This window comes from Dechloromonas sp. H13, from assembly GCF_009469615.1.
GTDB lineage: Bacteria > Pseudomonadota > Gammaproteobacteria > Burkholderiales > Rhodocyclaceae > Azonexus.
The window spans coordinates 579307-605721 of record NZ_SSXX01000002.1 but is presented as its reverse complement, the minus strand read 5'-3'; the positions used below and the strand labels follow the sequence as shown (position 1 = coordinate 605721).

Below are 26415 nucleotides of genomic sequence, written 5' to 3'. Positions count from 1 at the left end.
AGATGCACGAAGAAAGCGAACAACGGTACGTCGTCAACAAGACTTACGACGAGATCAAGGTCGGCGATTTCGCCAGCCTCACGCGCACGCTGATGCCCGAGGATGTCAAGCTGTTCGCCGTCCTGACCGGGGATTTCAACGCCGGCGCTAATGATCCGCAGTATGCGGAAAGCGGCATGTTCCGCGAGGTCATGGCGCACGGGATGTGGAGCGGCTCGCTGATCTCCACCGTGCTCGGCACCCGCTTCCCCGGCCCCGGCACGATCCTGGTCGACTCCTCCCTGCACTTCGCGCGCCCGGTGACCATCGGCGACACGATCACCATCACGGTGACCGCCAAGCAGAAATTCGATCACAACAAGCATGTCATCCTCGACTGCGTGTGTACCAACCAGGAAAACCTGCAGGTGGTGCGCGGCACCGCCGAAGTCCTGGCGCCGACCGAGAAGGTCTCCCACATGGCGGAAGTGCATCGCCCGCAGGTCAGCATCGACAACAAGCACGAGCGCTACCAGCAGATGCTGGGCATGGTGAAGGGCCTGGAACCGATTCCGACGGCGGTCGCCCATCCGTGTGACAAGGAATCGCTCAAGGGGCCGGTCATCGCCTTTCAGGAAGGGATCATCGAACCGATCCTGGTCGGTCCGGAATCCAAGATCCGTTCCGTCGCCGAGGAGTTCGGCATCGACCTGCACGGCATCCGCATCGTCAATGCCCGGCACAGCCATGATTCGGCGGCCATCTCGGTTTCGCTGGTGCGCACCGGCGATGCCGAGGCGCTGATGAAGGGCAGCCTGCATACCGACGAGTTGATGGGCGAGGTGGTTTCGCGCGCCAACGGCCTGCGTACCTCGCGCCGCATCAGCCACGTCTTCCTGATGAACGTGCCGACCTATCACCGCCCGTTGTTGATCACCGACGCGGCGATCAACATCGCGCCGACGCTGGCCGAAAAGGTCGACATCATCCAGAACGCCATCGAACTCGCCCACGTCATCGGCATTCCGGAGCCGAAGGTGGCGATCCTGTCGGCGGTCGAGACGGTCAACCCGAAAATCCAGTCCACGCTCGACGCCGCGGCGCTGTGCAAGATGGCCGACCGCGGCCAGATCACCGGTGGCATTCTCGATGGCCCGCTCGCCTTCGACAACGCGGTTTCCATCATTGCCGCCAAGACCAAGGGCATCAAGTCGGCGGTCGCCGGCCACGCCGAAATCCTCGTCGTTCCCGATCTCGAATCCGGTAACATGGTGGCCAAGCAGCTCGAATACCTCGCCAACGCCCTGACTGCCGGCATCGTGCTCGGCACCCGGGTACCCATCGTCCTCACCAGCCGTGCCGACACCGCGGAAACCCGTACCGCATCGTGCGTGATCGCCGCGCTCGTCGCCCACGCCAACCGAATCAAGGGAGTTGCATAAATGTCACGTGGCATTCTCACCATCAATGCCGGCTCGTCGTCGATCAAGTTCGCGCTGTTCCCCCTCGCCCGCCCCATCTCCCCGGCGGCCGAGGTGTCCGGGCAGATCGACGGCATCGGTACCGCGGCCACCAAAATGGTGGCCAAGAACCAGGCCGGCGAGCGGATTGCCGACCAGATGCTGGCCGGCCAGCAGGTCAACCATGCGCAGGCCTTCGACGCCCTGCTCAAATGGTTCACCGCCAGCCACGCCGACTGGGAAATCGTCGCCGTCGGCCACCGGGTCGTGCATGGCGGCGATCTCTACTCCTCGCCGACCATCATCGACGCCCAGGTCCTTGGCAATCTGGCCGGTTTCGTCCCCCTCGCACCGCTGCACCAGCCGCACAACGTCGCCGGCATCGAGGCCCTGCAGGCCCTGTTGCCCAAGGTGCCGCAGGTCGCCTGCTTCGACACCGCCTTCCACCGCAGCCAGCCCCCCGTCGCCCAGTTGTTCGGCCTGCCGCGCTGGGTCACCGCCGAAGGCATCAAGCGCTACGGCTTTCACGGCCTGTCGTACGAATACATCGCCCGCGCCCTGCCCCAGTACTCGACCCGGGCCGAAGGCCGCGTCGTCGTCGCCCATCTCGGCAACGGCGCCAGCATGGCGGCGATGGTCGGCCGCAAGTGCCTCGGCACCACCCTCGGCTTCTCGACCATCGACGGCCTGATGATGGGCACCCGCTGCGGCAATCTCGATCCAGGCGTCGTGCTGCACCTGATGGAAACCAAGGGTCTGTCGGTCAAAGACATGACGAAGATGCTCTACAAGGAGTCCGGCCTGCTCGGCGTTTCCGGCATCTCGCAGGACATGCGCACCCTGCTCGCCAGCGACAAGCCGGAGGCCCAGGAGGCCGTCGACCTGTTCTGTTACCGCATCGTCCGCGAACTCGGCTCGCTGGCCGCCGCCGCCGGCGGCCTCGACGCCCTGGTGTTCACCGGCGGCATCGGCGAGCATGCCGCCGAGGTGCGTCGCCGTGTCTGCCTGCAGTCCGAGTGGCTGGGCATCCGCCTCAATGCGGAAGCCAACGCCCGCCACGACCTGCACATCGGCGCCGGCAACAGCAGCGTCGACGTACTGGTCATCCCGACCAACGAGGAGTGGATGATGGCCCACCACGCGCAGACGCTCCTCGCCCTCTGAGCACGACATTTTCTGTGCAGGCCCCGGCCCCGAAAGGCGCCGGGGCCTTGTTTTTTCAGCCTTTCCGGCACCATGACAAACAGCTTTCTTGAAAGGCACATGACCCCGTATATAGTCAACATATTGCATTGACCTACTATATCTAGTAGATTATTGCTCATTCGAAAATCAACAGGCACGATCAGCCCTGCCACGCCGAGGAGCAAAGAATGAGTCCAGTTTCCGAACAACTGTCGCTGACCGACATCCCCGCACCGCCGCAAATTCCGCCGCTTCCCGAGCAGGAAATCTCCGGCGAGGTGCTGATCGAAAAATACGCCAAGGGCAAGGAAACCAACGTCCACGACGTACGTCGCCGCGTCGCCTACGCGTTGGCCCAGGTCGAGCAGGAAAAGGATCGCGCCCATTGGGAGGCCCGCTTCCAGTGGGCCCAGGAAAACGGCTTCATTCCGGCCGGCCGCATCAATTCCGCCGCTGGCACCGATCTGCAGGCGACGCTGATCAACTGCTTCGTGCAGCCGGTCGGCGACTCCATCGTCGAAACCACCGACGGCCGTCCCGGCATCTACACAGCGCTGGCACAGGCCGCCGAAACCATGCGCCGCGGCGGCGGCGTCGGTTACGACTTTTCCAGCATTCGGCCGCAGGGCGCCCACGTCAAGGGCACCCAGTCGCGCGCCTCCGGCCCGGTCTCCTACATGCGCGTCTTCGACCGTTCCTGCGAGACCGTCGAATCCGCTGGCGCCCGCCGCGGTGCCCAGATGGGCGTCCTGCGCTGCGACCACCCGGACATCGAGGTCTTCATCCACGCCAAGGACAAGGGCGACCTGACCAACTTCAACATCTCGATCGGCGTCACCGATGCCTTCATGGAAGCGGTCGACAGCGACGGCGAGGTCGAACTGACCCACCGCGCCGAGCCCAACACCGAGATGCGTTCGGGCGGCGCCTACCAGCGCGAGGACGGCCTGTGGGTCTACCGCAAGGTCCAGGCCCGCGACCTGTGGGACCAGGTCATGAAGTCGACCTACGACCATGCCGAACCAGGCATCCTGTTCCTCGATCGCATGAACAAGGACAACAACCTCAATTACTGCGAAGTGATCGAGGCGACGAACCCCTGCGCCGAACAGCCGCTGCCGCCTTACGGCTGCTGCTGCCTGGGTTCGATCAACCTGACCCTTTACGTCCGCCACCCCTTCTCCGACAAGGCCGAGTTCGATTTCGATGGCTTCGCCGAAGTGGTCCGCGTGTCAACCCGCATGCTCGACAACGTCCTCGATGCCACCCACTGGCCGCTCGAGCGCCAGCAGCAGGAAGCCGCCAACAAGCGTCGTGTCGGCCTCGGCTTCACCGGCCTCGGCGATGCGCTGGCCATGCTGCGCCTCAAGTACGACAAGCCGGAAGCCCGCGCCATGGCCACCCGCATCACCGAGCACATGCGCGATACCGCCTACCTGTACTCGGTCGAATTGGCGAAGGAGCGCGGCGCCTTCCCGCTGTTCAACGCCGAGCTCTACCTCTCGGGCGGCAATTTCGCCTCGCGCCTGCCCAACGAGGTCAAGGCCGAAATCCGCAAGCACGGCCTGCGCAACTCGCACCTGCTGTCGATCGCGCCGACCGGCACGATTTCGCTGGCCTTCGCCGACAACGCCTCGAACGGCATCGAGCCGCCCTTCTCGTGGACCTACAGCCGCAAGAAGCGCATGCCGGACGGCACGCTCAAGGAATACTCAGTCGAGGACTACGCCTGGCGCCTGTACCGCCACCTCGGCGGTGACGTGAACAAGCTGCCGGATTATTTCGTCACGGCGCTGGAAATCTCGGCCCAGGCGCACAAAGACATGGTGGCCGCCGTCGCTCCGCATATCGACACCTCGATCTCCAAGACGGTCAACGTGCCGGCCGATTACCCCTACGAAGACTTCCAGGATCTCTACATGAGCGCCTGGAAATCGGGGCTCAAGGGCCTGGCGACCTACCGCCCGAACAGCGTTCTCGGCTCAGTGCTCTCCGTCGAGCCGGCCAAGGTCGAGGCGGTTGCGGTCGACGCCAAGGCGCCGCAGGATTTCGTTTCCGACGCCAACCGCCGCCTGTCGATCAAGGATCTGCCGGCCCCCGTCCTCTCCAGCCTGCGCTGGCCGAACCGCCCCAGCCTGCCGGAGGGCAACCTGTGCTGGACCTACATGCTGGATTCGCCGATCGGCAAGTTCGCCCTGTTCGTCGGCCACGTCGAACCGGAAGGCCGCGCCTGGCCCTTCGAAGTCTGGGCCAACGGCCCGGCCGAACCGCGCGGCCTGGGCGCCGTCGCCAAGACCCTGTCGATGGACATGCGTGCCAACGACCACGGCTGGCTCGAGATGAAGCTCGACGCGCTGGCCAAGACCCCGGGCGAATCCTTCGAGATGCCGATGCCGCCGCATGGCGAGCGCAAGCGCGTGCCGTCGGTGGTCTCCGCGATGGCGCAGATCATCCGCTGGCGCGTCGAACAGCTCGGCGCCCTCCGCCATGAAGGCCCGACACCGGTGAAAGATGCGCTGTTCAGCGCCAAGGAGCCGAAGACCGGCACCGATGGCACGCTGTCCTGGACGGTCGATGTCAGCAACCCGTCCACCGGCGAGGATTTCGTCCTCGGCCTCAAGGAAATCACGCTACCCGACGGCGTCACCCGTCCCTACTCAATGTGGCTCTCGGGCAACTATCCGCGCTCGCTCGACGGCCTGTGCAAGCTGCTCTCGCTCGACATGCGAGTGCTCGACCCGGCGTGGATCGGCATGAAGCTGCGCAAGCTGCTCGACTACCCGGAACCGTTGGGCGATTTCATGGCCTTCGTGCCCGGTTCGCGCAAACAGCAGACCTACCCGTCCACGGTCGCCTACATCGCCAACCTGATCATCCATCGCTATGCGATGCTGGGCATCCTCGACGAATACGGTTTCCCGCTGCAGCAGATGGGCATCCTGAAGGCGCCGGAAGACGCCAGCAACACGGTGCACCCGACGCAGGGCAAACTGTGCAGCGAATGCGGCAACCACACCATGATCCGCAAGGACGGCTGCGATTTCTGCACCGCCTGCGGCGCGGTCGGAACCTGCGGCTGACCTGCGGCGACCCCGAAAAACGAAGTCCCGGGTTTTCCCGGGGCTTTTTTTCGCCTGCTGCGGTCGACCGCCCAAAATGGGCGATTTTCAGGTCATCCGGTCAGGGACGATCCAGCCAGAATAGCGCGGTTACCGTCTTGGCATCGGTGATCTGGCCGTTCCATACGGCCGCTCTCGCGGCCTCCGGGGCCACTTCGACCACCTCCAGGAACTCGTTGTGATCGAGTTGCTTTTCCCCGGAGAAATGCAGCCCGCGCGCCGCGAAGATCTCGATTCGCTCGTCGGAATAGCCGATGCACGGGTGCATCACACCCAGGTATTCCCAGTCGCTGGCCACATAGCCCGTTTCCTCGAGCAATTCGCGGCGCGCCGTGTCGAGGATCGCCTCGCCAGGATCGATCTTGCCTGCCGGCAGTTCGAGAAATACCCGCCGCAGCGGATAACGGAACTGCCGCTCGAATAGCAGGTTGCCGTTGTCGAGAAAGGCCAGAACCACCACGGCGCCCGGGTGAACGATGTATTCCCTGAGCGACTCCTTGCCATCCGGCAGCAGGACCCTGTCCTTGCGCACCTCCAGCAGCTTTCCCTTGAAGACCGTTTCGCTGGCGATTTCCGATTCGATCAGGTGGCTGTCATGGCTCATTTTCGAACTCCAGAAATGGAAACGCCCCGAAGACCGGGGCGCATTCCTGTGTGTTGCCGGTAACGATCAGAGGGAACGCAACAGCGCGTAGGCACAGAGCGACATGATCATTTGCGGGAAGATACCCAGCAGGGCCACCGCCAGGCCGTTGGCGGAAATGAGGACCCGCATGTCCATGGAAGCGGAAAGCGGCGAAGGATCGACCGGCACGTCGAAGTACATGAGCTTAACCACGCGCAGGTAATAGAAGGCGCCAATCAGTGAGAACAGCACCGCGACCACCGCCAGCCAGATGTAACCGGCCGCGACGACTGCCTGCAGCACCGCAAACTTGGCAAAGAAGCCGATGAAGAACGGTACCCCGGCCATCGAGAACATCAGCATCAACATGATGCCAGCGAACCACGGGCTGCGCTTGTTGAGGCCCTTGAAGTCGTCGAGTTCGTCGGCCTCGAAGCCGGCGCGCGCCATCAGCAGGATCACGCCGAAGGTGCCGGCCGACATCAGGACATAGGCCACCACGTAGAACATCGCGGAGCTGTAGGCATTCAGGGCGAAACGGGCATCGCCACCGACGACGCCGGTGGTGATGCCGAGCAGCATGAAGCCCATGTGCGAAATCGCCGAGTAGGCCAGCATGCGCTTCAGGTTGGTCTGGGCGATGGCAGCGAGGTTGCCGATGGCCATCGAAAGCACCGACAGGATGATCAGCATCGCTTGCCAGTCCTGAGCCATGGTGATCAGGCCGTTCACCAGCAAACGCATGACGATCGCGAACGCCGCGAGCTTCGGAGCGGAACCGATAAACAGCGTCACAGAAGTCGGGGCACCGTGATAGACGTCAGGAATCCACATGTGGAACGGCACCACGCCCAGCTTGAAGGCAAGACCGGCCACCAGGAAAACCAGCCCGAAGGTCAGGACCGACTTGTTCACGCCGCCGCCATAGAGGCGCTCGGCAATACCGGTGATTTCCAGGGTGCCGGTGGCGCCGTAGATCATCGACATGCCGTAGAGCAACAGGCCGGAAGCCAGCGCGCCGAGCACGAAATACTTCATCGCCGCCTCGGAGCAAACGACCGACTCGCGGTTCATGGCGACCATCGCGTAGAGCGAGAGCGAGAGCAACTCGAGGCCGAGATAGATGGTGACGAAATGATTGGCGGAGATCATCACCATCATGCCGAGCGTCGCGAACAAGGCCAGAACGTAGTACTCGCCCTTGTTCATCGCCGCGCGGTCGATCACATAGCCACGGGAGTAGAACAACACGACGATCACCGTCATGTAGAGGAAGAGCTTCAGCAGATCGGCCATCAGGTCGTCGACGAACATATTGCTGAAGGTATAGACGACGTCCCCCGTGCTGGTGAACAGCTGAATGGCAGCGCATCCGAGCAGCGTCAGCTGGGCCAGCGCAAAGGTAAGCGTACGCCGGCTGTCCTTGACCGTCAGATCAACAAGAAGAATGACCAGCGCCATGAACGCCAGAAACAGTTCCGGGGCGGCGGGCAGGAGATCGGGGACAACGAAATTGTCGAACATGTCGGCTACCGTTTATTGAATCTTGCTGATGGCGACGTGACGCAGCAGGTCAGTGACCGACGCGTGCATGACTTCCGTGAAAGGCTGGGGATAGAGGCCCATCCACAGGGTACCGATGGCCAGCACGCCGAGAATGGCGAACTCCCGGTTGTTGATGTCACTGAGTTCCGCCACGTGGTGATTGGCGACATCGCCGAAAATCACGCGCTTGTACATCCAGAGGGTGTAGGCGGCACCGATGACCATCGAGCTGGCGGCAGCGAAGGCTACCCAGAAGTTGAACTTGACGGCCCCGAGGATGACCATGAATTCGCCGACGAAACCCGAAGTGGCAGGCAGACCGGCGTTGGCCATCGAGAACAGCATGAACAGGGCGGCGAACTTGGGCATGGTATTGACCACGCCGCCGTAGTCCGCGATCTGCCGGCTATGCACACGGTCGTACATGACGCCGATGCAGAAGAACATGGCGCCGGAAACGAAGCCGTGGGAGACCATCTGTACCAGCGCACCCTCGATGCCCATGGCGCTGAACATGAAGAAGCCCAGGGTCACGAAACCCATGTGGGCGATCGAGGAATAGGCGACCAGCTTTTTCATGTCGGCCTGCACCAGCGCGACGAAGCCGATATAAACCACCGCGATGAGGGAAAGCGCGACGACCAGGCCCGACAGTTCCTGCGAGGCATCCGGCGCGATAGGCAGCGAGAACCGCAGGAAACCATAGGCGCCGAGCTTCAACGCGATGGCCGCCAGCACAATGGAGCCCCCGGTCGGTGCTTCGACGTGCGCATCCGGCAACCAAGTATGGACCGGCCACATCGGCACCTTGACCGCGAAGGCGACCAGGAACGCCAGGAAGAGCCAGATCTGCGCGCCGAGCGCGATCGGCAGCTTGTGCCAGTCGAGGATGGAGAAACTGCCGCCCGACTGGATGAAGAGGTACATCAGCGCGATGAGCAACAGCAGCGAACCGAACAGCGTAAACAGGAAGAACTTGAAAGCGGCATAGACCCGGTTCGGCCCGCCCCAAACACCGATGATCAGGTACAGCGGGATCAGCGAGGCCTCGAAGAACACATAGAAGAGCACACCGTCGAGGGCGCTGAAAATGCCGTTCATCAGGCCCGACATGATCAGGAACGCTGCATTGTATTGCGCGACCTTCTCCTGAATCACTTCCCAGCCGGCGGCAACCACGATGACCGTGATGAAGCTGTTGAGCACGACGAAGAGCATCGAAATGCCGTCAACACCCAGGTGATAGTTGATGTTGAAACGCGGAATCCAGGTTTTGAGTTCGACGAACTGCATGCCGCCATTGGCGATATCGAATCCGGTCCACAAGGGAATGGAAACGAGCAATCCGGCAACCGCGCCGAACAGGGCAAGCATCCGCGCCAGCGGTGCATTGCGATCGGACCCCGTGGCCAGTACCACGAGTCCGGCAATGATCGGAATCCAAATTGCGAGAGATAGCAGCGGGTAAGTCGACATGTTATTCCTTGCTTGTCTGCGAACTATTCACGCTAGGCGCGGTTGATCCACAGGGTCATCAGGACAAAGACACCGATGATCATGGTGAAAGCGTAGTGATAGACGTAACCGGTCTGGAAGGTCCGGGTCACGGTGGAAATCATTGCAACGAGTTTGGTCGAGCCGTTAACGATGACGCCGTCGATCACCGACACATCGCCACCTCGCCAGAAAACCTTGCCGAGAAGGCGGGCACCGCCGGCGAAAAACACCTCGTTGAATTTGTCGAAGTAGTACTTGTTCTCAAAGAGGGTATAGATGGCGGAGAAGCGACGCTGGATCGCAGCCGGGATGTCGGGACGCTTCATGTAGAAGAACCACGAAACCACCACGCCGGCCAGTGCCAGGAAGAACGGCAGCGTCGTCAGGGCATGGATGCCCATTGCCGCGGCGCCATGGAAATGCTCGGCAAGATGCTCCATCGCCGGGTGGGCGTGATGATCGATGAAGATGACACCCTTGAAGTAGTCGCCGAAGACCATGGGGCCGATCGCCAGGTAGCCGATAACCAGGGACGGGATGGCCAGCAGAACGAGCGGGAGAGTAACGACCCACGGCGTTTCGTGGGGCTTCTGGCCAGGCGCCAGTCCGTGGTGGTGGTCGTGGGCAACCTCCTCGTCATCGTGGTCGCCATGATGCTCGTGGTGATGCTCATCATCAGCCTTGCCAAAGCGCTCCTCGCCGTGGAAAACCAGGAAGTACATGCGGAAGGAGTAGAAGGCGGTCACGAAGACCCCGGCCAGCACCGAGAAGTAGGCGAAACCGGCACCTGGAATATGCGACAACGCGACAGCTTCGATAATCGAATCCTTGGAATAGAAGCCGGACAGGAAGGGCGTACCAATCAGCGCCAAGGAACCGATGAGCGATGTGATCCACGTGATCGGCATGTACTTGCGCAGGCCGCCCATGTTGCGGATGTCCTGATCGTGATGCATGCCGATGATCACCGAACCCGCCGCGAGGAAGAGCAAGGCCTTGAAGAAGGCATGGGTCATCAGGTGGAAGATGGCTACCGAGTAGGCCGACGCACCGAGCGCGACGGTCATGTACCCCAGTTGGGACAAGGTCGAATAGGCGACCACACGCTTGATGTCGTTCTGGATGATACCCAGGAAACCCATGAACAGTGCGGTAATGGCGCCGATGACCAGCACCAAGGAAAGCGCCGTGGTGGAGAGTTCGAACAGGGGCGACATCCGGGCGACCATGAAGATGCCCGCAGTCACCATCGTGGCAGCGTGGATCAGCGCCGAAATCGGTGTCGGGCCTTCCATCGAGTCGGGCAGCCAGACGTGCAGAGGTACTTGGGCCGACTTGCCCATGGCGCCGATGAACAGACAGATGCAGGTGGCGGTCATCAGCGAAACGCTCGATCCCTCGCCGAACAGGGCGATCGTCGCATTCGCGAATTCGGGCGCCTTCTGGAAGACGGTAGCGTAATCGAGCGTACCGAAGTAGGTCAGCACGAGGCCGATACCGAGAATGAAACCGAAGTCGCCGACGCGGTTGACCAGGAAGGCCTTCATGTTGGCGAAGATCGCCGTCGGACGCGTATACCAGAAACCGATCAGCAGATAGGAAACCAGGCCCACCGCTTCCCAGCCGAAGAACAACTGCATGAAGTTGTTGCTCATGACGAGCATCAGCATCGAGAACGTGAACAGCGAGATATAGCTGAAGAAACGGTTGTAGCCCGGATCTTCCTGCATGTAGCCGATCGTGTAGATATGCACCATGAGCGACACGAAGGTCACGACCAGCATCATCGTGGTGGTCAGCGTATCGATCAGGAAGCCCACTTCGAATTTGTAGTCGCCGCTGGTCAGCCAGGTATAGACCGGGCCGTTGAAGACGTGTCCGGCCTGCACATCCCTGAAAATGATCACCGATGCGACAAAGGCGACGGCAACCCCGGCGATGGTCACGGTGTGGGCGACCCAGCGCGGAATCACGCGACAGAAAAGGCCTGCGATCATGGCACCGAACAACGGAGCCAGGGGAACCAGGAGGTAGAGTTTTTGCATTTCCATGTTTAACCCTTCAGGCTACCCAGGTCATCCACGTGGATGCTCTTCAGGTTGCGGAACAGCACGATCAGTATGGCCAGGCCGATTGCCGATTCGGCGGCGGCAACGGTCAGGATGAAGAAAACGAAGATCTGTCCGGAAAGGTCCTGAAGATAGTGCGAAAACGCCACGAAATTCATGTTGACCGCAAGCAGCATCAGTTCGATGGCCATCAGCAACACCAGAAGATTCTTCCGGTTGAGGAAAATGCCGACCACGCTGATCGCGAACAGGATCGCGCCCAGAATGAGGAAATGCGAGAGGGAAAGAGTAAGCATTGGCGCCCCGGGTTCAGTCTTTTTCTACAGGCATCTGCAGTACGCGGACACGATCCTTCGCCTTGACGAAGACCTGTTGATTCGGATTGGTGTATTTCGACCTCTTGGGACCGCGGTAGGTCAGGACGATCGCCGCAATCATGCCGACGAGCAGGACGATAGACGCCAGTTCGAACGGATAGACGAAGTCGGTGAACATCAGGGCACCGATGCTCTTGGTGTTCGACACGCCGGCCGGAACCATGGCTTCGGCAGCCGGTACCTGGAAATACTTGGCGCCCAGAACCAGTCCCATTTCCATGACCATCAGAATCCCGAGCATCGCGCCGAGCGGCAGATAACTCCAGAAGCCCTGGCGAATCCGGTCGAGGTTGATGTCGAGCATCATCACGACGAACAGGAACAGCACCATGACTGCACCGACATAAACGAGAATGATCGCGATCGCTAGGAACTCGGCTTGCAGCAACGCCCAGATACCCCCGCAGGTGAAGAATGCGAGAATCAGGTGCAATGCGGCATGCACCGGATTGCGCGCGGTAATGACGCGCAGGCTGGCGAATATGAGGATCGCCGACAGGAAAAAGAAGACTAGGGTCTGAAAATCCATCGCTCGTACCTGTTATCGGTAAGGTGCATCTTGTTCGCGATCCTTGGCGATCTGCGCCTCGTACCGGTCACCGTTGGCCAGCAGCATCTGCTTGGTGTAGTAGAGATCGCCCCGCCGTTCGCCGTGGTATTCGAAGATGCGCGTCTCGACGACCGCATCCACCGGACACGCCTCCTCGCAGAATCCGCAGAAAATGCACTTGGTCAGATCGATATCGTAGCGCGTGGTACGACGCGAGCCGTCGTCACGGGGCTCTGCCTCGATGGTGATCGCCAGCGCCGGGCAGATTGCTTCGCACAACTTGCAGGCAATGCAACGCTCCTCGCCATTCGGATAACGGCGCAAGGCATGCAATCCGCGGAAGCGCGCGCTCTGGGGCGTCTTTTCCTCGGGGTACTGAACGGTAATCTTGCGTGCGAAGAAATACTTGCCCGTTACCGACATGCCCTTCAGCAGCTCCTTGAGGAGCAGGCTGTTGAAGATTTCCTTCATCGAACCCATTGATCTCTCCTCACTTCCAGATATTGAGCGGGGACATCATCCAGACGCCCACGACGACGAGCCAAACGAGGCAAACCGGAAGGAAAACTTTCCAGCCAAGACGCATCAACTGGTCGAAACGGTAACGCGGGAAAGTGGCGCGGAACCAGAGGAACAGGAAGAGTACGAAGGCCATCTTGGCAAACAGCCAGAGTGCACCATCGGGCAGGAACCCGACCGGCGACAGCCAACCGCCAAGGAACATGATGGAGGTCAGCGCCGACACCAGAATCATGTTGGCATATTCGGCCAAGAAGAAGACCGCAAAAGCCATACCCGAATATTCAACGTGGAAACCGGCGACGATTTCCGATTCACCCTCGGCCACGTCGAAAGGCGCACGGTTGGTTTCGGCGATTCCGGAAATCAGATAGACGAGGAACATGGGAAGCAGCGGCAACCAGTTCCAGGAAAGGATCCCCAGACCCCAGCTCGCAAAACGTCCGTGATCCTGGGCATTGACGATTTCGACCAGATTGAGACTGTTCGAAACCATCAGGACACAGATCAACGAAAAACCCATCGAGATTTCGTACGATACCATTTGCGCCGATGCGCGCATGGCGCCGAGAAACGCATATTTGGAGTTGGAGGCCCAACCCGACAGGATGATCCCGTACACGCCCATCGACGTGATGGCCATGATGTACAGGAGGCTGGCGTCGATATTGGCGAGGACCAGTGAATCGGTGAAAGGTACGACAGCCCACGCGGCGAGTGCCGGAGCGATCGCCAACATGGGCGCAATGATGAAGATACCCTTGTTGGCGCCGCTCGGAACGATGATTTCCTTGAGCAGCAGCTTCAGACCATCGGCAATCGGCTGGATCAGACCCCACGGCCCGACACGATTGGGGCCGATACGCACTTGCATGTAGCCGATCACCTTGCGTTCCGCCCAAGTCAGATAGGCAACGCTAAGCATCAGCGGCGCAACGATCAATACGATCTTGAGCAGGGCCCAGACGGCGGGCCACGCACCACCGAACACCCCTTGTCCAAAATTCATCAGTGCATCCATTTATGCACGCTCCACGGAAATGAGGCCGAACATAGCGCCTAGGCCCGCCGTACTCTGATGTGCCGCCGCAACGCGAACACACTCGTCGGGAACGGTGTTGTCGAGCTGGGCATTGAGAATCGCCTCGCCGGCTCCCTGCCTGACACGCACCGGCTGCCCACCGGCGATACCTAGTTTGGCCAGCGTCGTCTCGTTCATGCGGGCCGCAGGCGCTATCGAATCAGCAGTTTGCTGGAGCGCCGGCGCGCGGCGCGCCATCGGATCTGCAAAGTTAATCGGCACCTCGGCAATACGCTCCATTCCGCTCGTGGACAAAGGCTGCAGTTTGATCGCCACACCGCTCAAGCCATTGTCCAGGCCGGAGACAAATTCGGTTCCCTTGCCGATGATTTCATCACGCACCGCTTCGCTCGTCTCGTAAGCAAACCCGTCGAAATTCAGCACATTGCCGAGCACACGCAGGACCTTCCAGGCAGGGCGGCTGTCTCCGCGCGCCTTGACGACGCCGTTGAAACTCTGCACCCGACCCTCGGTATTGACGAACGTCCCGGCGGTTTCCGTATAGGGTGCAATCGGCAGCATCACATCGGCGTATTCAAGCGCCGGAGCATGCTTGAAGGCTGACATATAGACGACGAGACTGGCCTGTTTCAGCGCACCAACGACCATTTGCGGATCGGCACAATCGAATTCCGGCTCCAGTCCCATCAGCACGTAGGCCTTGCGCGGCTGCTCGAACATCTGGCGTGCGTTCGCACCGGCGGGCAACGCCCAGCCGACATGGCCACCCACGGTGTTGGCCCCCTCCCCGAGGAAGCCGACAACCGCATCGGTCAACTTCCCGAGTTCCAGCGCCAAGGCATGCAATTGTGTCGCATCAACCGCCTGGGTCGCGACATTGCCAAGGAAGATCGCACGCTTTTCACCTTCAAGCAGGCTTTGCGCAATTTTTTTGGCAACCTCTCCACTGGCAACATTTTCCAGTCCGGCCGGAACGGCGACCCCCTTGATCTCGGCCGCTGCCTTGACCACCGCCGCCAGGCTATGGGCCAGGTTGGACGGAGCAACAGAAAGGTTGGCGTGCAAATCGATCAACTGATCGTCAGCAGTCACGGAGATCAAACTGACCTTGGTGTATTTCTTGGCAGCCTGGCGCAGGCGTTGGGCAATCAGAGGATGATCCTTGCGCAGGAAGGAACCGACAACCAGAGCAGCATCCAGGTCCTTGATATCGGCCAGCCGCATGCCGAGCCACGGTGCACCGGTGCGCTTGAAGTCCGTACCAAAATCACTCTGGCGCGGACGGAAATCGATGTTGCCGCTTCCCAGGCCCTTCATCACCTTCGACAGGAGGTGCAACTCCTCAAGCGTCGAACTCTGGGCAGCGAGCGCAGCCACCGCATCGCCGCCAAATTCCCGCGCGACGTCTTTCAGGCCATGCGCGACGTAATCGAGGGCCACATTCCAGTCGACCTCGCGCCATTCGCCACCCTGCTTGACCATGGGCTTGACGAGACGTTGATCGGAGTTCAACGCCTGGTATGAGAAACGTTCCTTGTCGGAAATCCAGCACTCGTTCACCGCCTCGTTTTCGCGCGGCAGGACACGCATGACATTGTCGTGCTTGACCTGGACCACGAAATTTGCCCCGACGGAGTCATGCGGGCTAACCGACCTGCGGCGCTGCAACTCCCAGGAGCGGGCGGTATAGCGGAAGGGCTTGGAAGTCAGCGCACCGACCGGACACAGGTCGATCATGTTGCCCGACAATTCCGAGTCGACGGTACGTCCCAGGAAGGTGGTGATTTCCGAATGCATGTTGCGATTGGCCATGCCGAGTTCCATGATCCCGGCGATCTCCTGGCCAAAACGGACACAGCGGGTGCAGTGAATGCAGCGGCTCATTTCCTCCATGGAAATCAGCGGACCGACGTTCTTGTGGAATACCACGTGCTTTTCTTCGGTATAGCGGCTCTTCATTGGGCCGTAACCAACCGACATGTCCTGCAACTGACACTCGCCGCCCTGATCGCAGATCGGGCAATCGAGCGGGTGATTGATCAGCAGGAACTCCATCACTCCTTTCTGTGCCTTGACGGCAAGATCGGAGTGGGTAAATACCTTCATGCCATTGGTAACCGGCGTCGCGCAAGCAGGCAGCGGCTTCGGCGCCTTCTCCACCTGAACCAGACACATCCGGCAGTTGGCGGCAATCGAAAGTTTCTTGTGGTAGCAAAAATGCGGGATATAGACACCCACCTGCTGCGCGGCATCCATCACCGTACTGCCGTCGGGTACTTGCGCTTTCTTGCCGTCGATCTCGATTTCTAGCATGTCGCTACCTTGGAGCCAGTTCTTTCGTATCTATCGCTTGGAAGGTTTCGTTCAGGCCTGAACCTTGTGGAAACCGCTGCCCGCCCACTGCACATTCTTGGGAACCAGGCAGGTCTTGTGTTCGATGTGGTATTCGAATTCGCTGCCAAAATGCTTGAGGAAGCTCTGCACCGGCAGTGCCGCCGCATCGCCGAGGGCACAGATGGTGCGCCCCATGATGTTACCCAGCACGCTGTTCAAGAGATCCAGATCCTCAGGCTTGCCGAGTCCGTTCTCGATCCGATGGACCACCTTGTACATCCAGGCAGTACCTTCGCGGCATGGGGTGCATTGACCACAGGACTCTTCGTAATAGAAGAATGACAGACGCTCCAGCGCCTTGACCATGCATACCGTCTCGTCCATGACGATGACGGCACCGGAACCCAGCATGGAACCCGCCTTGCTGATGCTGTCGTAATCCATCGTGGTGTCCATCATCACCGCACCGGGGATGACCGGCGCCGAGGAACCACCGGGAATGACCGCCTTGATCTTGCGCCCACCGCGCATGCCGCCGCACATTTCAAGCAACGTGGAGAACGGCGTACCGAGGGGAATTTCGTAATTGCCGGGGCGGTTGACGTGACCGGATACCGAAAACAGCTTGGTACCGCCATTGTTCGGCTTGCCGAGATTGAGGTACTCCTCGCCACCCATCTTCAAGATGAAGGGAATGGAAGCGAAGGTCTCGGTATTGTTGATCGTGGTCGGCTTGCCGTAGAGACCGAAAGAGGCGGGGAACGGCGGCTTGAAGCGCGGCTGACCCTTCTTGCCCTCGATTGATTCGAGCAACGCAGTTTCTTCGCCGCAGATGTAGGCACCGTAACCATGGTGGGCGAAAAGTTCGAAATTGAATCCCGAACCCAGAATGTTCTGCCCGATGAACCCCGCGGCGCGCGCTTCGTCCAGAGCCTCCTCGAAGCGCTTGTAGATTTCCCAGACTTCACCGTGGACATAGTTATACCCGCGGTTGGCACCCATCGCGTAAGCGGCGATGGCCATCCCCTCAATCACCGAATGAGGGTTGTAGCGCATGATGTCCCGATCCTTGAAGGTTCCGGGCTCGCCCTCGTCGGTATTGCAGACGACATATTTGTCGCCCGGGAAGGAACGCGGCATGAAGGACCACTTCAAGCCAGTCGGGAAACCCGCACCTCCGCGACCGCGCAGCACGGATTTCTTGACCTCGCTGATAACCTCTTCCTGGGACATCTTGGTTTCCAGGATACGGCGCAACTGAGCGTAGCCGCCACGCGCAACGTAATCCTTGAGGCGCCAGGTATTGTCGCCATCAAGTCCTTCCATCAGGACGCCATTGATCGATCCAAGCATTGCCATTATTTGCACTCCTCCAGCAGCTTGTCGATCTGCTCCGGATGCATGTGGCTGCACATGCTGCGATTGTTGACGATCATCACCGGTGCGTCGCCACAGGCGCCCATGCATTCACCTTCCTTCAGGGTGAATTTCCCGTCAGGCGTCGTTTCACCGTAGCCGATACCGAGCTTCTTCTGGACGTATTCACCGGCGTGATAGCCACCGGACAAGGCACAAGGCAGATTGGTACAGACCGTGATCTTGTACTTGCCGACCGGCTTGAGGTCATACATGTTGTAGAAGGAAGCAACTTCGTAGGCTGCCATGGGGGGCATACCGAGGTATACCGCGACTGCCTCGATGCATTCCGGAGGCAACCAGCCCTTCTCTTCCTGGGCAAGCGCAAGACAGGCCATTACCGCGGACTGCTTCTGGTCAGCGGGATACTTGGCGACCTCGCGGGCGAATTTCTGGAGGGTTTCAGCGGAAAACATCAGCGGTCGATCTCGCCAAAAACAATATCTTGGGAACCGATAATCGTAACGACGTCGGCAATCATGTGGCCACGGGACATTTCGTCCATGCCCGCGAGGTGAACGTAGCCCGGCGCGCGAATCTTCATGCGATAAGGCTTGTTGGCGCCATCGGAGATGAAATAGATGCCAAACTCACCCTTTGGGTGCTCGACGGCAGCGTAGGCCTCGCCCGGCGGAACATGAATCCCCTCGGTAAAGAGCTTGAAATGGTGAATCAGCTCTTCCATGTTGGATTTCATGTTTTCGCGCGGCGGCGGTGCAACCTTGTGATTTTCGGTAATCACCGGCCCGGGATTCTTGCGCAGCCATTCGATGCATTGCTTGATGATGCGATTGGACTGAAGCATTTCTTCCATGCGCACCAGATAGCGATCGTAACTGTCGCCATTCACGCCAATCGGCACATCGAAATCGACCTTGTCGTAAGCTGCATACGGCTGTTTCTTGCGCAGATCCCATGCAATCCCGGAACCACGCAACATCGCCCCGGAAAAGCCCATCTGCAATGCCCGCTCGGGAGAGACGACACCGATATTTACCAGACGCTGCTTCCAGATCCGGTTGTCGGTCAGCAGGGTATGGTATTCACTATGATAGGTCGGGAAGCGATTGGTGAAGTCCTCAAGAAAATCAAGCAATGATCCGCTTCGATTCTCGTTTAACTCCTTGGCCTTTTTCGCGCTCGTCCAGGTGGATTCTTCGTACTGCGGCATGCGATCCGGAAGATCACGATAGACGCCGCCCGGACGATAATAGGCTGCGTGCAGGCGAGCACCTGAAACCGCCTCGTAGGCATCCATGAGATCTTCACGTTCGCGGAACGTGTAGAGCGCCATCGTCATCGCCCCGACGTCCAGCGCATGACAGCCGATCCACAACAAATGGTTGAGGATTCGCGTCACCTCGTCGAACATCGTGCGGATGTACTTGCCGCGCTCCGGCACCTCGATGCCGAGCAGCTTTTCCGTCGCCAAGCAATAGGCGTGCTCGTTGCACATCATGGACACGTAATCCAGACGGTCCATGTAGGGAACGGACTGAACCCAGGTCCGGGTTTCTGCGAGCTTTTCGGTGGCGCGATGCAGAAGTCCGATATGCGGGTCGGCGCGCTGAACCACCTCACCGTCGAGTTCCAGCACCAGACGCAGAACGCCGTGCGCCGCCGGGTGCTGCGGACCGAAGTTGAGTGTGAAATTGCGAATATCAGCCATGGGCAGGATCCCCGTAGGTATCTTCGCGCACAATGCGCGGGGTATTCTCGCGCGGCTCGATCGTCACCGGCTGGTAGATAACTCGAGCCTGATCCGGGTCGTAGCGCATTTCGACATGGCCGGAAATCGGGAAATCCTTGCGGAAAGGATGGCCGATGAAACCGTAATCGGTGAGGATGCGACGCAGGTCGACGTGGCCGACAAAGGCGATACCAAAAAGGTCGAAGGCTTCGCGCTCGAACCAGTTTGCGCTGGTCCACACACATGTCACGGAATCCACCGACGGAAATTCGTCATCTTCGGCAAAAACCCGAACGCGCAAACGCCAGTTGTTGGAAATCGACAGCAAATGCGAAACTGCAGCAAAGCGACGACCAGTCCAGGCGCCATCGCCATAGGTCGAATAATCGACGCCACAAAGATCTATGATCTCCGCAAAACCCAGATCAGGCTCGTCACGCAGGGAGGTCATCACCGCCAGATAGTCGGCGGGCGCAACTTCGATGGTCAACTCACCGAGCGCAAGCTTGACGGACTGCAACTTGTCACCGAAGTGCTTCTGCAGATTTTGGCTAAGCGTTTCCAGCTTGGCAGACATATCGGATCAGCCTTGGCAATTAACGAGCGATGGTATTGGTGCGACGAATCTTGTTCTGCAACTGGATGATGCCGTAAAGCAGGGCCTCGGCGGTCGGCGGGCAACCCGGCACGTAGATATCCACTGGCACGATTCGATCGCAACCGCGCACGACGGAGTAGGAATAGTGATAGTAGCCACCACCATTGGCACAGGAACCCATCGAGATCACCCAGCGCGGCTCGGCCATCTGGTCGTACACCTTGCGTAGCGCCGGTGCCATCTTGTTGGTCAGGGTGCCGGCCACGATCATCACGTCGGACTGGCGCGGACTGGGACGGAAAACGACACCAAACCTGTCGAGGTCATAGCGCGAGCAGCCGGCGTGAATCATTTCGACCGCGCAGCACGCCAGACCGAAGGTCATCGGCCACATCGAGCCGGTGCGCATGTAATTGATCAGCTTGTCAGCCGTCGTGGTGACAAACCCTTCCTGCAGGACGCCTTCAATACCCATGACGGAGCCTTATTCCCATTCCAGAGCACCCTTGGCCCAGGCATAGACATAACCAATGACCAAGATAGCAACAAAGACCAGCATCTCGATAAAGCCGAACAGCTTGATGGATTCGGCCGCGACGATATCCTTGAAAATCGTCGCCCACGGAAAAAGGAAGGCGATTTCCAGGTCAAACAGAATGAAGAGAATGGCTATCAGGTAATAGCGCACATCGAATTTCATGCGCGCATCTTCGAATGCTTCGAAACCGCACTCGTAGGGCGAGAGCTTTTCGGGATCCGGTCGACTGGGAGCGAGCAGAAAACCCATCGCCACGGGCAAAACGCCGATCGCGACCCCCACGAGAACGAACATCAGGATTGGAAAGTAGTTTTCCATGATCCGCCGCCAATATTCAGTTTCTTGTACGAAACAGCGTGCTATGCAGCCACTGCCCCCATTTTTGGTGCCGACGGCGAGACTCGAACTCGCACAGCTTGCGCCACTACCCCCTCAAGATAGCGTGTCTACCAATTTCACCACGTCGGCACTGCTTCTTTACCCCACCCGGCGAGGACTCATGCCGGGCAAGGCACCTTGCGTCACTTCGGAATATCCCTTGCCTTGGAACCCGCATCCGCCGGCGCCACAGGCGACTCACCACCCATCGCCGCAGGCTGCGAAACCGGCTGCGATTGTACCGTTTCCTGCATCACACTGCCAGTCGTTTTTGGCTTGTGCGAAGCCACATAAGCAAGACTGAGACTCGTGATGAAGAACACTGCCGCCAGAATGCCGGTGGTTCGACTAAGAAAATTGGCCGACCCGGTCGCGCCGAACAAACTGCCCGAGGCACCGCTACCGAAAGCCGCACCCATGTCTGCCCCCTTGCCATGCTGCATCAGCACAAGCCCGATGATGGCCAGCGCCACGAGAATATGGACAGTGAGAAGAAGAGAAAAAAGCCAGTTCATTATTTACGCCTATCAACCTGCCGCCTGGCAAATCGCAAGAAAATCATCCGCAACCAGCGCAGCCCCACCGATCAAACCGCCATCGATATCGTCCTGCGCAAACAATTCCGCCGCATTCTGCGGCTTTACGCTACCACCGTACAAAATTCGCAGCCCTTCCGCCAACCCCGCATCCAGATCAGCCACCCGCTTCCGGATTGCCGCATGCACCTCCTGCGCCTGGGCAGGTGACGCCGTCACACCTGTTCCTATCGCCCAGACCGGTTCGTATGCGACAACCGCCGAAGCCAGAGCAGCAACGCCGGCACGATCGATCACTGCGTCCAACTGCCGCGAAACAACCGCAGCCGTTGCTCCCGCCTCTCGCTCCGCCAGGGTTTCTCCCAGGCAGAGGATCGGCACCAGGCCAACCTCGCGGGCAGCCACGAACTTGGCCGCGACGACCGCATCGCTTTCACCAAACAGACTGCGCCGCTCCGAATGCCCGACCAGTACGTAGCGACAACCGAACTCGCAGAGCATCGCAGCCGACACCTCTCCGGTATAGGCACCGGACACATGTTCACTTACCGACTGCGCCCCCCAGCGCACCTGCGTACTCGCCAGCAGCGCCTGAAGCTGTGCCAGATAGGGAAACGGCGCACACACCGCCACTTCGCACTGAAGCCCCGGCATTCCCGCCTTCAGGCGTTCGAGCAAAGCTGCATTGGCCTGGAGGCTGCCGTGCATTTTCCAGTTTCCAGCAACGAGCTTCTTGCGCATGTGACAGGCCATTCCGTTGGCAAAAAACCCGAGGATTATAGCGGCCGGCAGGTTTTGCGGTCAAGAATCAAAGGGATTAATACCACTTCACTGCGCCGCCTCGCGCACCACTGCAGCCAGTTCCTCAGCCGCCGCCAGGACCTCCTTCGGGTCTTCCCCCTCCACCATCACCCGCAACAGCGGCTCGGTGCCGGAGGCGCGGAGCAATACCCGTCCACGCCCGGCGATACGCGCCTCGACGTCGCCGAGTCCGCGCTGAATCGAGACATCGTCCCGCCATGGAAAACCCCGCGCCAGAGGAACATTGATCAGCTTCTGCGGGTAGAGGCGCAAGTCGCCAAGCAGGCCGGCGAGGTCGCCACCCGCCTCCCTGAGCGCCGCAAGCACCTGCAGCGCCGCAACGATGCCGTCGCCTGTCGTATGACGATCGAGGGCAAGGATATGCCCCGAGTTCTCGCCGCCGAACAGCCAGCCTTTTTCATGCAGCATTTCGACCACGTAGCGGTCGCCAACCGCCGCGCGCGCGAAGGGAATATCCATCTTGCCCAGGGCATGCTCCAGGGCCAGATTGGTCATCAAGGTGCCGACGACGCCCTTCACCTGCCCATGGCGCGCCCGACTGCGCACGATCGCATAGAGCAACTGGTCACCGTCGTAGAGCCTGCCGCCGGCATCGACCATCTGGAGGCGGTCGGCGTCACCGTCGAGGGCGATGCCGAGGTCGGCCCGGTGCGCCAAGACCGCGTCGCACAAGGCCTTGGGGGCCGTCGCCCCGAACCCGTCGTTGATGTTCAGGCCATTGGGCTGCGAGCCGATCGTCACGACTTCCGCGCCAAGCTCGTGGAAGACGTTCGGCGCCGTGTGATAGGCTGCCCCATGCGCACAATCGACCACGATCTTGAGGCCGCGCAGATCGAGATCGTTGGGAAAGGTGCTCTTGCAGAATTCGATATAGCGGCCGCGCGCATCGTCGATCCGCCTGGCGCGCCCGAGTTCGGCAGCCGGCACGCAACCCATCGGCTGGTCGATTCCCTGCTCGATGGCAAGCTCGACCTCGTCGGGCAACTTGGTGCCCTGGGCCGAGAAGAACTTAATTCCATTATCGTAATAGGGATTGTGCGAGGCTGAGATGACGATCCCGGCCTGCAGACGCAGCGCCCTCGTCAGATAGGCCACCGCCGGCGTCGGCATCGGCCCTACCAGGCAGACGTCGACCCCGGCTGCCGAAAAACCCGCCTCCAGCGCGGATTCGAGCATGTACCCGGAAAGCCGCGTGTCCTTGCCGATCAGAACCGATGGCCGCTCGCCGTCCGGCATGGCGGTCTGCCCCAGCAGCGCCTTGCCCGCCGCATAGCCGAGGCGCATCACGAAATCGGGGGTTATCGGCGCCTGACCGACCCGACCCCGCACACCGTCAGTGCCGAAATATTTTCTGCTCATTGCTGTTCCACTCCCTGTTCCATGGCCGCCAGCACCGCCAGCGCATCCCTTGTTTCCGCGACGTCATGCACGCGCAATATTTTCGCACCTTTCTGCACCGCCAGCAGCGCGGCGGAAACGCTGGCCGCCAGACGCTGCTCGACCGGCCGGCCGGTAATGGCTCCCAGCATGGATTTCCGCGAGACGCCGACGAGCAACGGCAGCTGGTGGCTGCCGGTTGCGGTCAACGCCCGAAACAGGGCCAAATTGTGCGCCAGCGTTTTGCCGAAGCCGAACCCCGGGTCGAGCACCAGGCGATCATCGGCGATCCCCGCGGCTTGGCAGCGCGCCACTCGCGTGGCGAGAAATTCCCGCACCTCGCCCACCACGTCGTCGTAGTGCGGCGCCTGCTGCATCGTTCCCGGCTCGCCGGACATGTGCATCAGGCAGACAGCACAATCACCTGCAGCAACCGCTTCGAGGGCGCCAGGATGGCCAAGCGCGGTGATATCGTTGATCATGGCCGCCCCCGCATCGAGCGCGGCACGCATGACAGCCGGTTTGTAGGTATCGACGGAAACCGGCACATTCCAGGCGGCAATTTCGCGGAGCACCGGGATCAGCCGACGCAATTCTTCAGCCTCCGGCGTCGGAATCGCCCCGGGGCGTGACGATTCGGCACCGATATCGAGAATGTCGGCGCCGGCATCGAGCTGGTGACGGGCATGTTCGATGGCGCGACCGACATCCGATCCCGTTCCGTCGCCCGACAATGAATCCGGCGTGAGATTGACGATGCCCATGACAAGCGGGCGATCGAGTGGCAGCCTGTAGCGGCCGCAATGAAGAATGCTCATGGCAAAAAAGGAAAAGCCGGGAGAGAACTCCCGGCTTGCAATGAAAGACCTTGGTCAGGCGGTTGCCGGCGCGCTCGGCTCGGCGCCCGGCGAGTCGCTCGGGGTCGAGGCACGCGGCGTGCTCTGCGTCGGCTTCGGCGGACGCGGCGGCCGGCCGGCCATGATGTCATCGATCTGCTCGGCGTCGATGGTTTCCCATTCGAGCAATGCCTGGGTCATCGCCTCCACCTTGTCACGGTTTTCTTCCAGCAGCTTGCGCGCAAGCGCATATTGCTGGTCGATGATGCGCCCGATTTCGGCATCCACCTTCTGCATCGTCGCCTCGGACACGTTCTTGTGCTGCGTCACCGAACGGCCGAGGAAGACCTCGCCCTCGTTCTCGCCATAGACCATCACGCCGAGATCGGACATGCCGTAGCGCGTCACCATGTCGCGCGCCATCGAGGTGGCCCGCTCGAAATCGTTGGAAGCACCGGTGGTCATCTGGTTCATGAACAGCTCTTCCGCGATCCGGCCGCCAAACAGCACCGCGATGCGGCTCATCAGATAGGTGCGGTCGTAGGCGTAACGATCCTGCTCGGGCAACTGCATGGTGAGGCCCAAGGCACGGCCGCGCGGGATGATCGTCACCTTGTGCACCGGGTCTGATTTCGGGACCAGCTTGGCGACCACGGCATGCCCGGATTCATGGTAGGCGGTATTGCGCTTCTCTTCCTCGGACATGACCATGCTGCGGCGCTCGGCGCCCATCATGATCTTGTCCTTGGCCTTCTCGAAATCCTCCATGTCCACCAGGCGCTTGTTGCCGCGCGCCGCGAACAGGGCGGCCTCGTTCACCAGATTGGCCAGGTCGGCACCGGAGAATCCCGGCGTGCCGCGGGCGATGATGTCGGCCTTGACGTCGCCCGACATCGGGATCTTGCGCATATGCACCTTGAGGATTTCCTCGCGGCCGCGGATGTCCGGCAACGGCACGACGACCTGGCGGTCGAAACGGCCCGGACGCAGCAGCGCCGGGTCGAGAATGTCGGGACGGTTGGTCGCGGCAATGACGATGATGCCGGCATGACCCTCGAAGCCGTCCATCTCGACCAGCAGCTGGTTCAGCGTCTGCTCGCGCTCGTCGTTGCCACCGCCGAGGCCGGCACCGCGATGGCGGCCGACCGCGTCGATTTCGTCGATGAAGATGATGCACGGCGCGTGCTTCTTGGCGTTCTCGAACATGTCGCGGACGCGGGCGGCACCGACGCCGACGAACATCTCGACGAAATCCGAACCGGAAATGCTGAAGAACGGCACCTTGGCTTCGCCGGCGATGGCCTTGGCGAGCAGGGTCTTGCCGGTGCCCGGGTTACCGACCATCAGCACGCCCTTGGGAATGCGGCCGCCGAGTTTCTGGAACTTGGACGGGTCACGCAGGAAGTCGACCAGTTCCTGCACCTCTTCCTTGGCCTCGTCGCAACCGGCGACGTCGACGAAGGTGATCGTGTTCTGCGCCTCATCGGTCATCCGGGCGCGCGACTTGCCGAAGGAGAAGGCGCCGCCCTTGCCGCCGCCCTGCATCTGGCGCATGAAGAAGACCCAGACGCCGATCAGCAGCAGCATCGGGAACCAACTGACGAAGATGTTCATCAGGAAGGAGGGCTCCTCTTCCGGCTTGGCCTCGATCTTGACGCCGTTCTTCAGCAGGTCGGAAACCAGCCACAGGTCGGGCGGCGCGTAGGAAGTAATGCGCTTGCCGTCGGTGGTCGTCGCCTTCAGCGTGCGACCCTCGATGACGACCTTGTTGATGTGGCCCTGCTTGACCTCTTCGAGGAACTGCGAATATTCCATCGAACCCTGCGCCACCTGGCGGGTGTTGAACTGATTGAACACGGTCATCAGCACGAGTCCGATGACCAGCCAGATTGCGAGGTTTTTGAACATGTTGTTCAAGCTTGC

At 60.5% G+C, this 26415-nt stretch carries 23 protein-coding genes and 1 tRNA gene; 3 read left to right on the top strand and 21 right to left on the bottom strand.

The window, feature by feature from the left end:
• Positions 1 to 2: 2 nt before the first annotated feature.
• The 3 genes from GH660_RS07550 (at position 3) to GH660_RS07540 (ending at position 5704) form a co-directional block, all read left to right on the top strand.
• Positions 3 to 1421, top strand: coding sequence for a bifunctional enoyl-CoA hydratase/phosphate acetyltransferase (locus tag GH660_RS07550; protein WP_153146024.1), 1419 nt, complete (start codon positions 3 to 5; stop codon positions 1419 to 1421).
• Complete coding sequence (locus GH660_RS07545) at positions 1422 to 2603, top strand: acetate/propionate family kinase (protein WP_153146023.1); 1182 nt, start codon at positions 1422 to 1424, stop codon at positions 2601 to 2603. It abuts the gene before it with no gap.
• Positions 2604 to 2812: 209 nt separating this feature from the next.
• On the top strand, positions 2813 to 5704 hold the full coding sequence (locus GH660_RS07540) for an adenosylcobalamin-dependent ribonucleoside-diphosphate reductase (protein ID WP_228276395.1): 2892 nt from the start codon (positions 2813 to 2815) through the stop codon (positions 5702 to 5704).
• Between the two features lie 100 nt (positions 5705 to 5804).
• Here the strand turns inward: GH660_RS07540 and GH660_RS07535 are convergent, their stop codons facing one another.
• The 21 genes from GH660_RS07535 to ftsH all read right to left on the bottom strand — a co-directional run bounded on the left by GH660_RS07535 (position 5805) and on the right by ftsH (position 26409).
• Positions 5805 to 6347, bottom strand: a complete 543-nt coding sequence (locus GH660_RS07535) for an NUDIX domain-containing protein (RefSeq protein ID WP_153146022.1) — start codon at positions 6345 to 6347, stop codon at positions 5805 to 5807.
• 66 nt (positions 6348 to 6413) lie between these two features.
• Positions 6414 to 7892 (bottom strand): NADH-quinone oxidoreductase subunit NuoN, encoded by a 1479-nt coding sequence (gene nuoN / locus GH660_RS07530; RefSeq protein ID WP_153146021.1) that lies wholly within the window; start codon positions 7890 to 7892, stop codon positions 6414 to 6416.
• A gap of 12 nt (positions 7893 to 7904) precedes the next feature.
• The gene (locus GH660_RS07525; RefSeq protein WP_153146020.1) at positions 7905 to 9389 is read right to left on the bottom strand and encodes an NADH-quinone oxidoreductase subunit M; all 1485 of its coding nucleotides are present in this window, start codon (positions 9387 to 9389) and stop codon (positions 7905 to 7907) included.
• Between the two features lie 32 nt (positions 9390 to 9421).
• The gene (nuoL, locus tag GH660_RS07520) at positions 9422 to 11461 is read right to left on the bottom strand and encodes an NADH-quinone oxidoreductase subunit L (RefSeq protein ID WP_153146019.1); all 2040 of its coding nucleotides are present in this window, start codon (positions 11459 to 11461) and stop codon (positions 9422 to 9424) included.
• A gap of 2 nt (positions 11462 to 11463) precedes the next feature.
• Entirely contained in the window at positions 11464 to 11775 is a 312-nt protein-coding gene (gene nuoK / locus GH660_RS07515) for an NADH-quinone oxidoreductase subunit NuoK (RefSeq protein WP_011286724.1), read from the bottom strand.
• Between the two features lie 13 nt (positions 11776 to 11788).
• Positions 11789 to 12385 carry an NADH-quinone oxidoreductase subunit J gene (locus tag GH660_RS07510; RefSeq protein ID WP_153146018.1) on the bottom strand — a complete coding sequence of 199 codons (597 nt, stop codon included), beginning with the start codon at positions 12383 to 12385 and terminating at the stop codon, positions 11789 to 11791.
• A gap of 12 nt (positions 12386 to 12397) precedes the next feature.
• Positions 12398 to 12886 (bottom strand): NADH-quinone oxidoreductase subunit NuoI, encoded by a 489-nt coding sequence (gene nuoI / locus GH660_RS07505; RefSeq protein WP_153146017.1) that lies wholly within the window; start codon positions 12884 to 12886, stop codon positions 12398 to 12400.
• A 10-nt stretch (positions 12887 to 12896) separates the two neighbouring features.
• Entirely contained in the window at positions 12897 to 13946 is a 1050-nt protein-coding gene (nuoH, locus tag GH660_RS07500) for an NADH-quinone oxidoreductase subunit NuoH (protein ID WP_194266249.1), read from the bottom strand.
• Entirely contained in the window at positions 13947 to 16280 is a 2334-nt protein-coding gene (nuoG, locus tag GH660_RS07495; protein WP_153146016.1) for an NADH-quinone oxidoreductase subunit NuoG, read from the bottom strand.
• Positions 16281 to 16331: 51 nt separating this feature from the next.
• A complete protein-coding gene (nuoF, locus tag GH660_RS07490; RefSeq protein WP_153146207.1) occupies positions 16332 to 17660 on the bottom strand; it encodes an NADH-quinone oxidoreductase subunit NuoF in 1329 nt (442 codons plus the stop codon).
• Positions 17660 to 18133 carry an NADH-quinone oxidoreductase subunit NuoE gene (nuoE, locus tag GH660_RS07485; RefSeq protein WP_153146015.1) on the bottom strand — a complete coding sequence of 158 codons (474 nt, stop codon included), beginning with the start codon at positions 18131 to 18133 and terminating at the stop codon, positions 17660 to 17662. Before nuoE ends, nuoF begins: the two co-directional genes overlap by 1 nt.
• Positions 18133 to 19386 carry an NADH-quinone oxidoreductase subunit D gene (locus tag GH660_RS07480; protein WP_153146014.1) on the bottom strand — a complete coding sequence of 418 codons (1254 nt, stop codon included), beginning with the start codon at positions 19384 to 19386 and terminating at the stop codon, positions 18133 to 18135. Before GH660_RS07480 ends, nuoE begins: the two co-directional genes overlap by 1 nt.
• Positions 19379 to 19984, bottom strand: a complete 606-nt coding sequence (locus tag GH660_RS07475) for an NADH-quinone oxidoreductase subunit C (protein ID WP_153146013.1) — start codon at positions 19982 to 19984, stop codon at positions 19379 to 19381. Before GH660_RS07475 ends, GH660_RS07480 begins: the two co-directional genes overlap by 8 nt.
• Before the next feature lie 19 nt (positions 19985 to 20003).
• Positions 20004 to 20480, bottom strand: coding sequence for an NADH-quinone oxidoreductase subunit B family protein (locus GH660_RS07470; RefSeq protein WP_153146012.1), 477 nt, complete (start codon positions 20478 to 20480; stop codon positions 20004 to 20006).
• Between the two features lie 9 nt (positions 20481 to 20489).
• Positions 20490 to 20864, bottom strand: coding sequence for an NADH-quinone oxidoreductase subunit A (locus tag GH660_RS07465; protein ID WP_153146011.1), 375 nt, complete (start codon positions 20862 to 20864; stop codon positions 20490 to 20492).
• Positions 20865 to 20926: 62 nt separating this feature from the next.
• A tRNA-Leu gene (locus tag GH660_RS07460) sits at positions 20927 to 21011 on the bottom strand.
• Between the two features lie 53 nt (positions 21012 to 21064).
• Positions 21065 to 21439, bottom strand: coding sequence for a preprotein translocase subunit SecG (secG, locus tag GH660_RS07455; RefSeq protein ID WP_153146010.1), 375 nt, complete (start codon positions 21437 to 21439; stop codon positions 21065 to 21067).
• Positions 21440 to 21448: 9 nt separating this feature from the next.
• The gene (gene tpiA / locus GH660_RS07450) at positions 21449 to 22198 is read right to left on the bottom strand and encodes a triose-phosphate isomerase (RefSeq protein ID WP_153146009.1); all 750 of its coding nucleotides are present in this window, start codon (positions 22196 to 22198) and stop codon (positions 21449 to 21451) included.
• A gap of 87 nt (positions 22199 to 22285) precedes the next feature.
• Positions 22286 to 23638 (bottom strand): phosphoglucosamine mutase, encoded by a 1353-nt coding sequence (glmM, locus tag GH660_RS07445; RefSeq protein WP_153146008.1) that lies wholly within the window; start codon positions 23636 to 23638, stop codon positions 22286 to 22288.
• A complete protein-coding gene (gene folP / locus GH660_RS07440) occupies positions 23635 to 24474 on the bottom strand; it encodes a dihydropteroate synthase (protein WP_153146007.1) in 840 nt (279 codons plus the stop codon). The genes glmM and folP overlap by 4 nt, the downstream gene beginning before the upstream one ends.
• 54 nt (positions 24475 to 24528) lie before the next feature.
• Complete coding sequence (ftsH, locus tag GH660_RS07435) at positions 24529 to 26409, bottom strand: ATP-dependent zinc metalloprotease FtsH (protein WP_153146006.1); 1881 nt, start codon at positions 26407 to 26409, stop codon at positions 24529 to 24531.
• Positions 26410 to 26415: the final 6 nt, after the last annotated feature.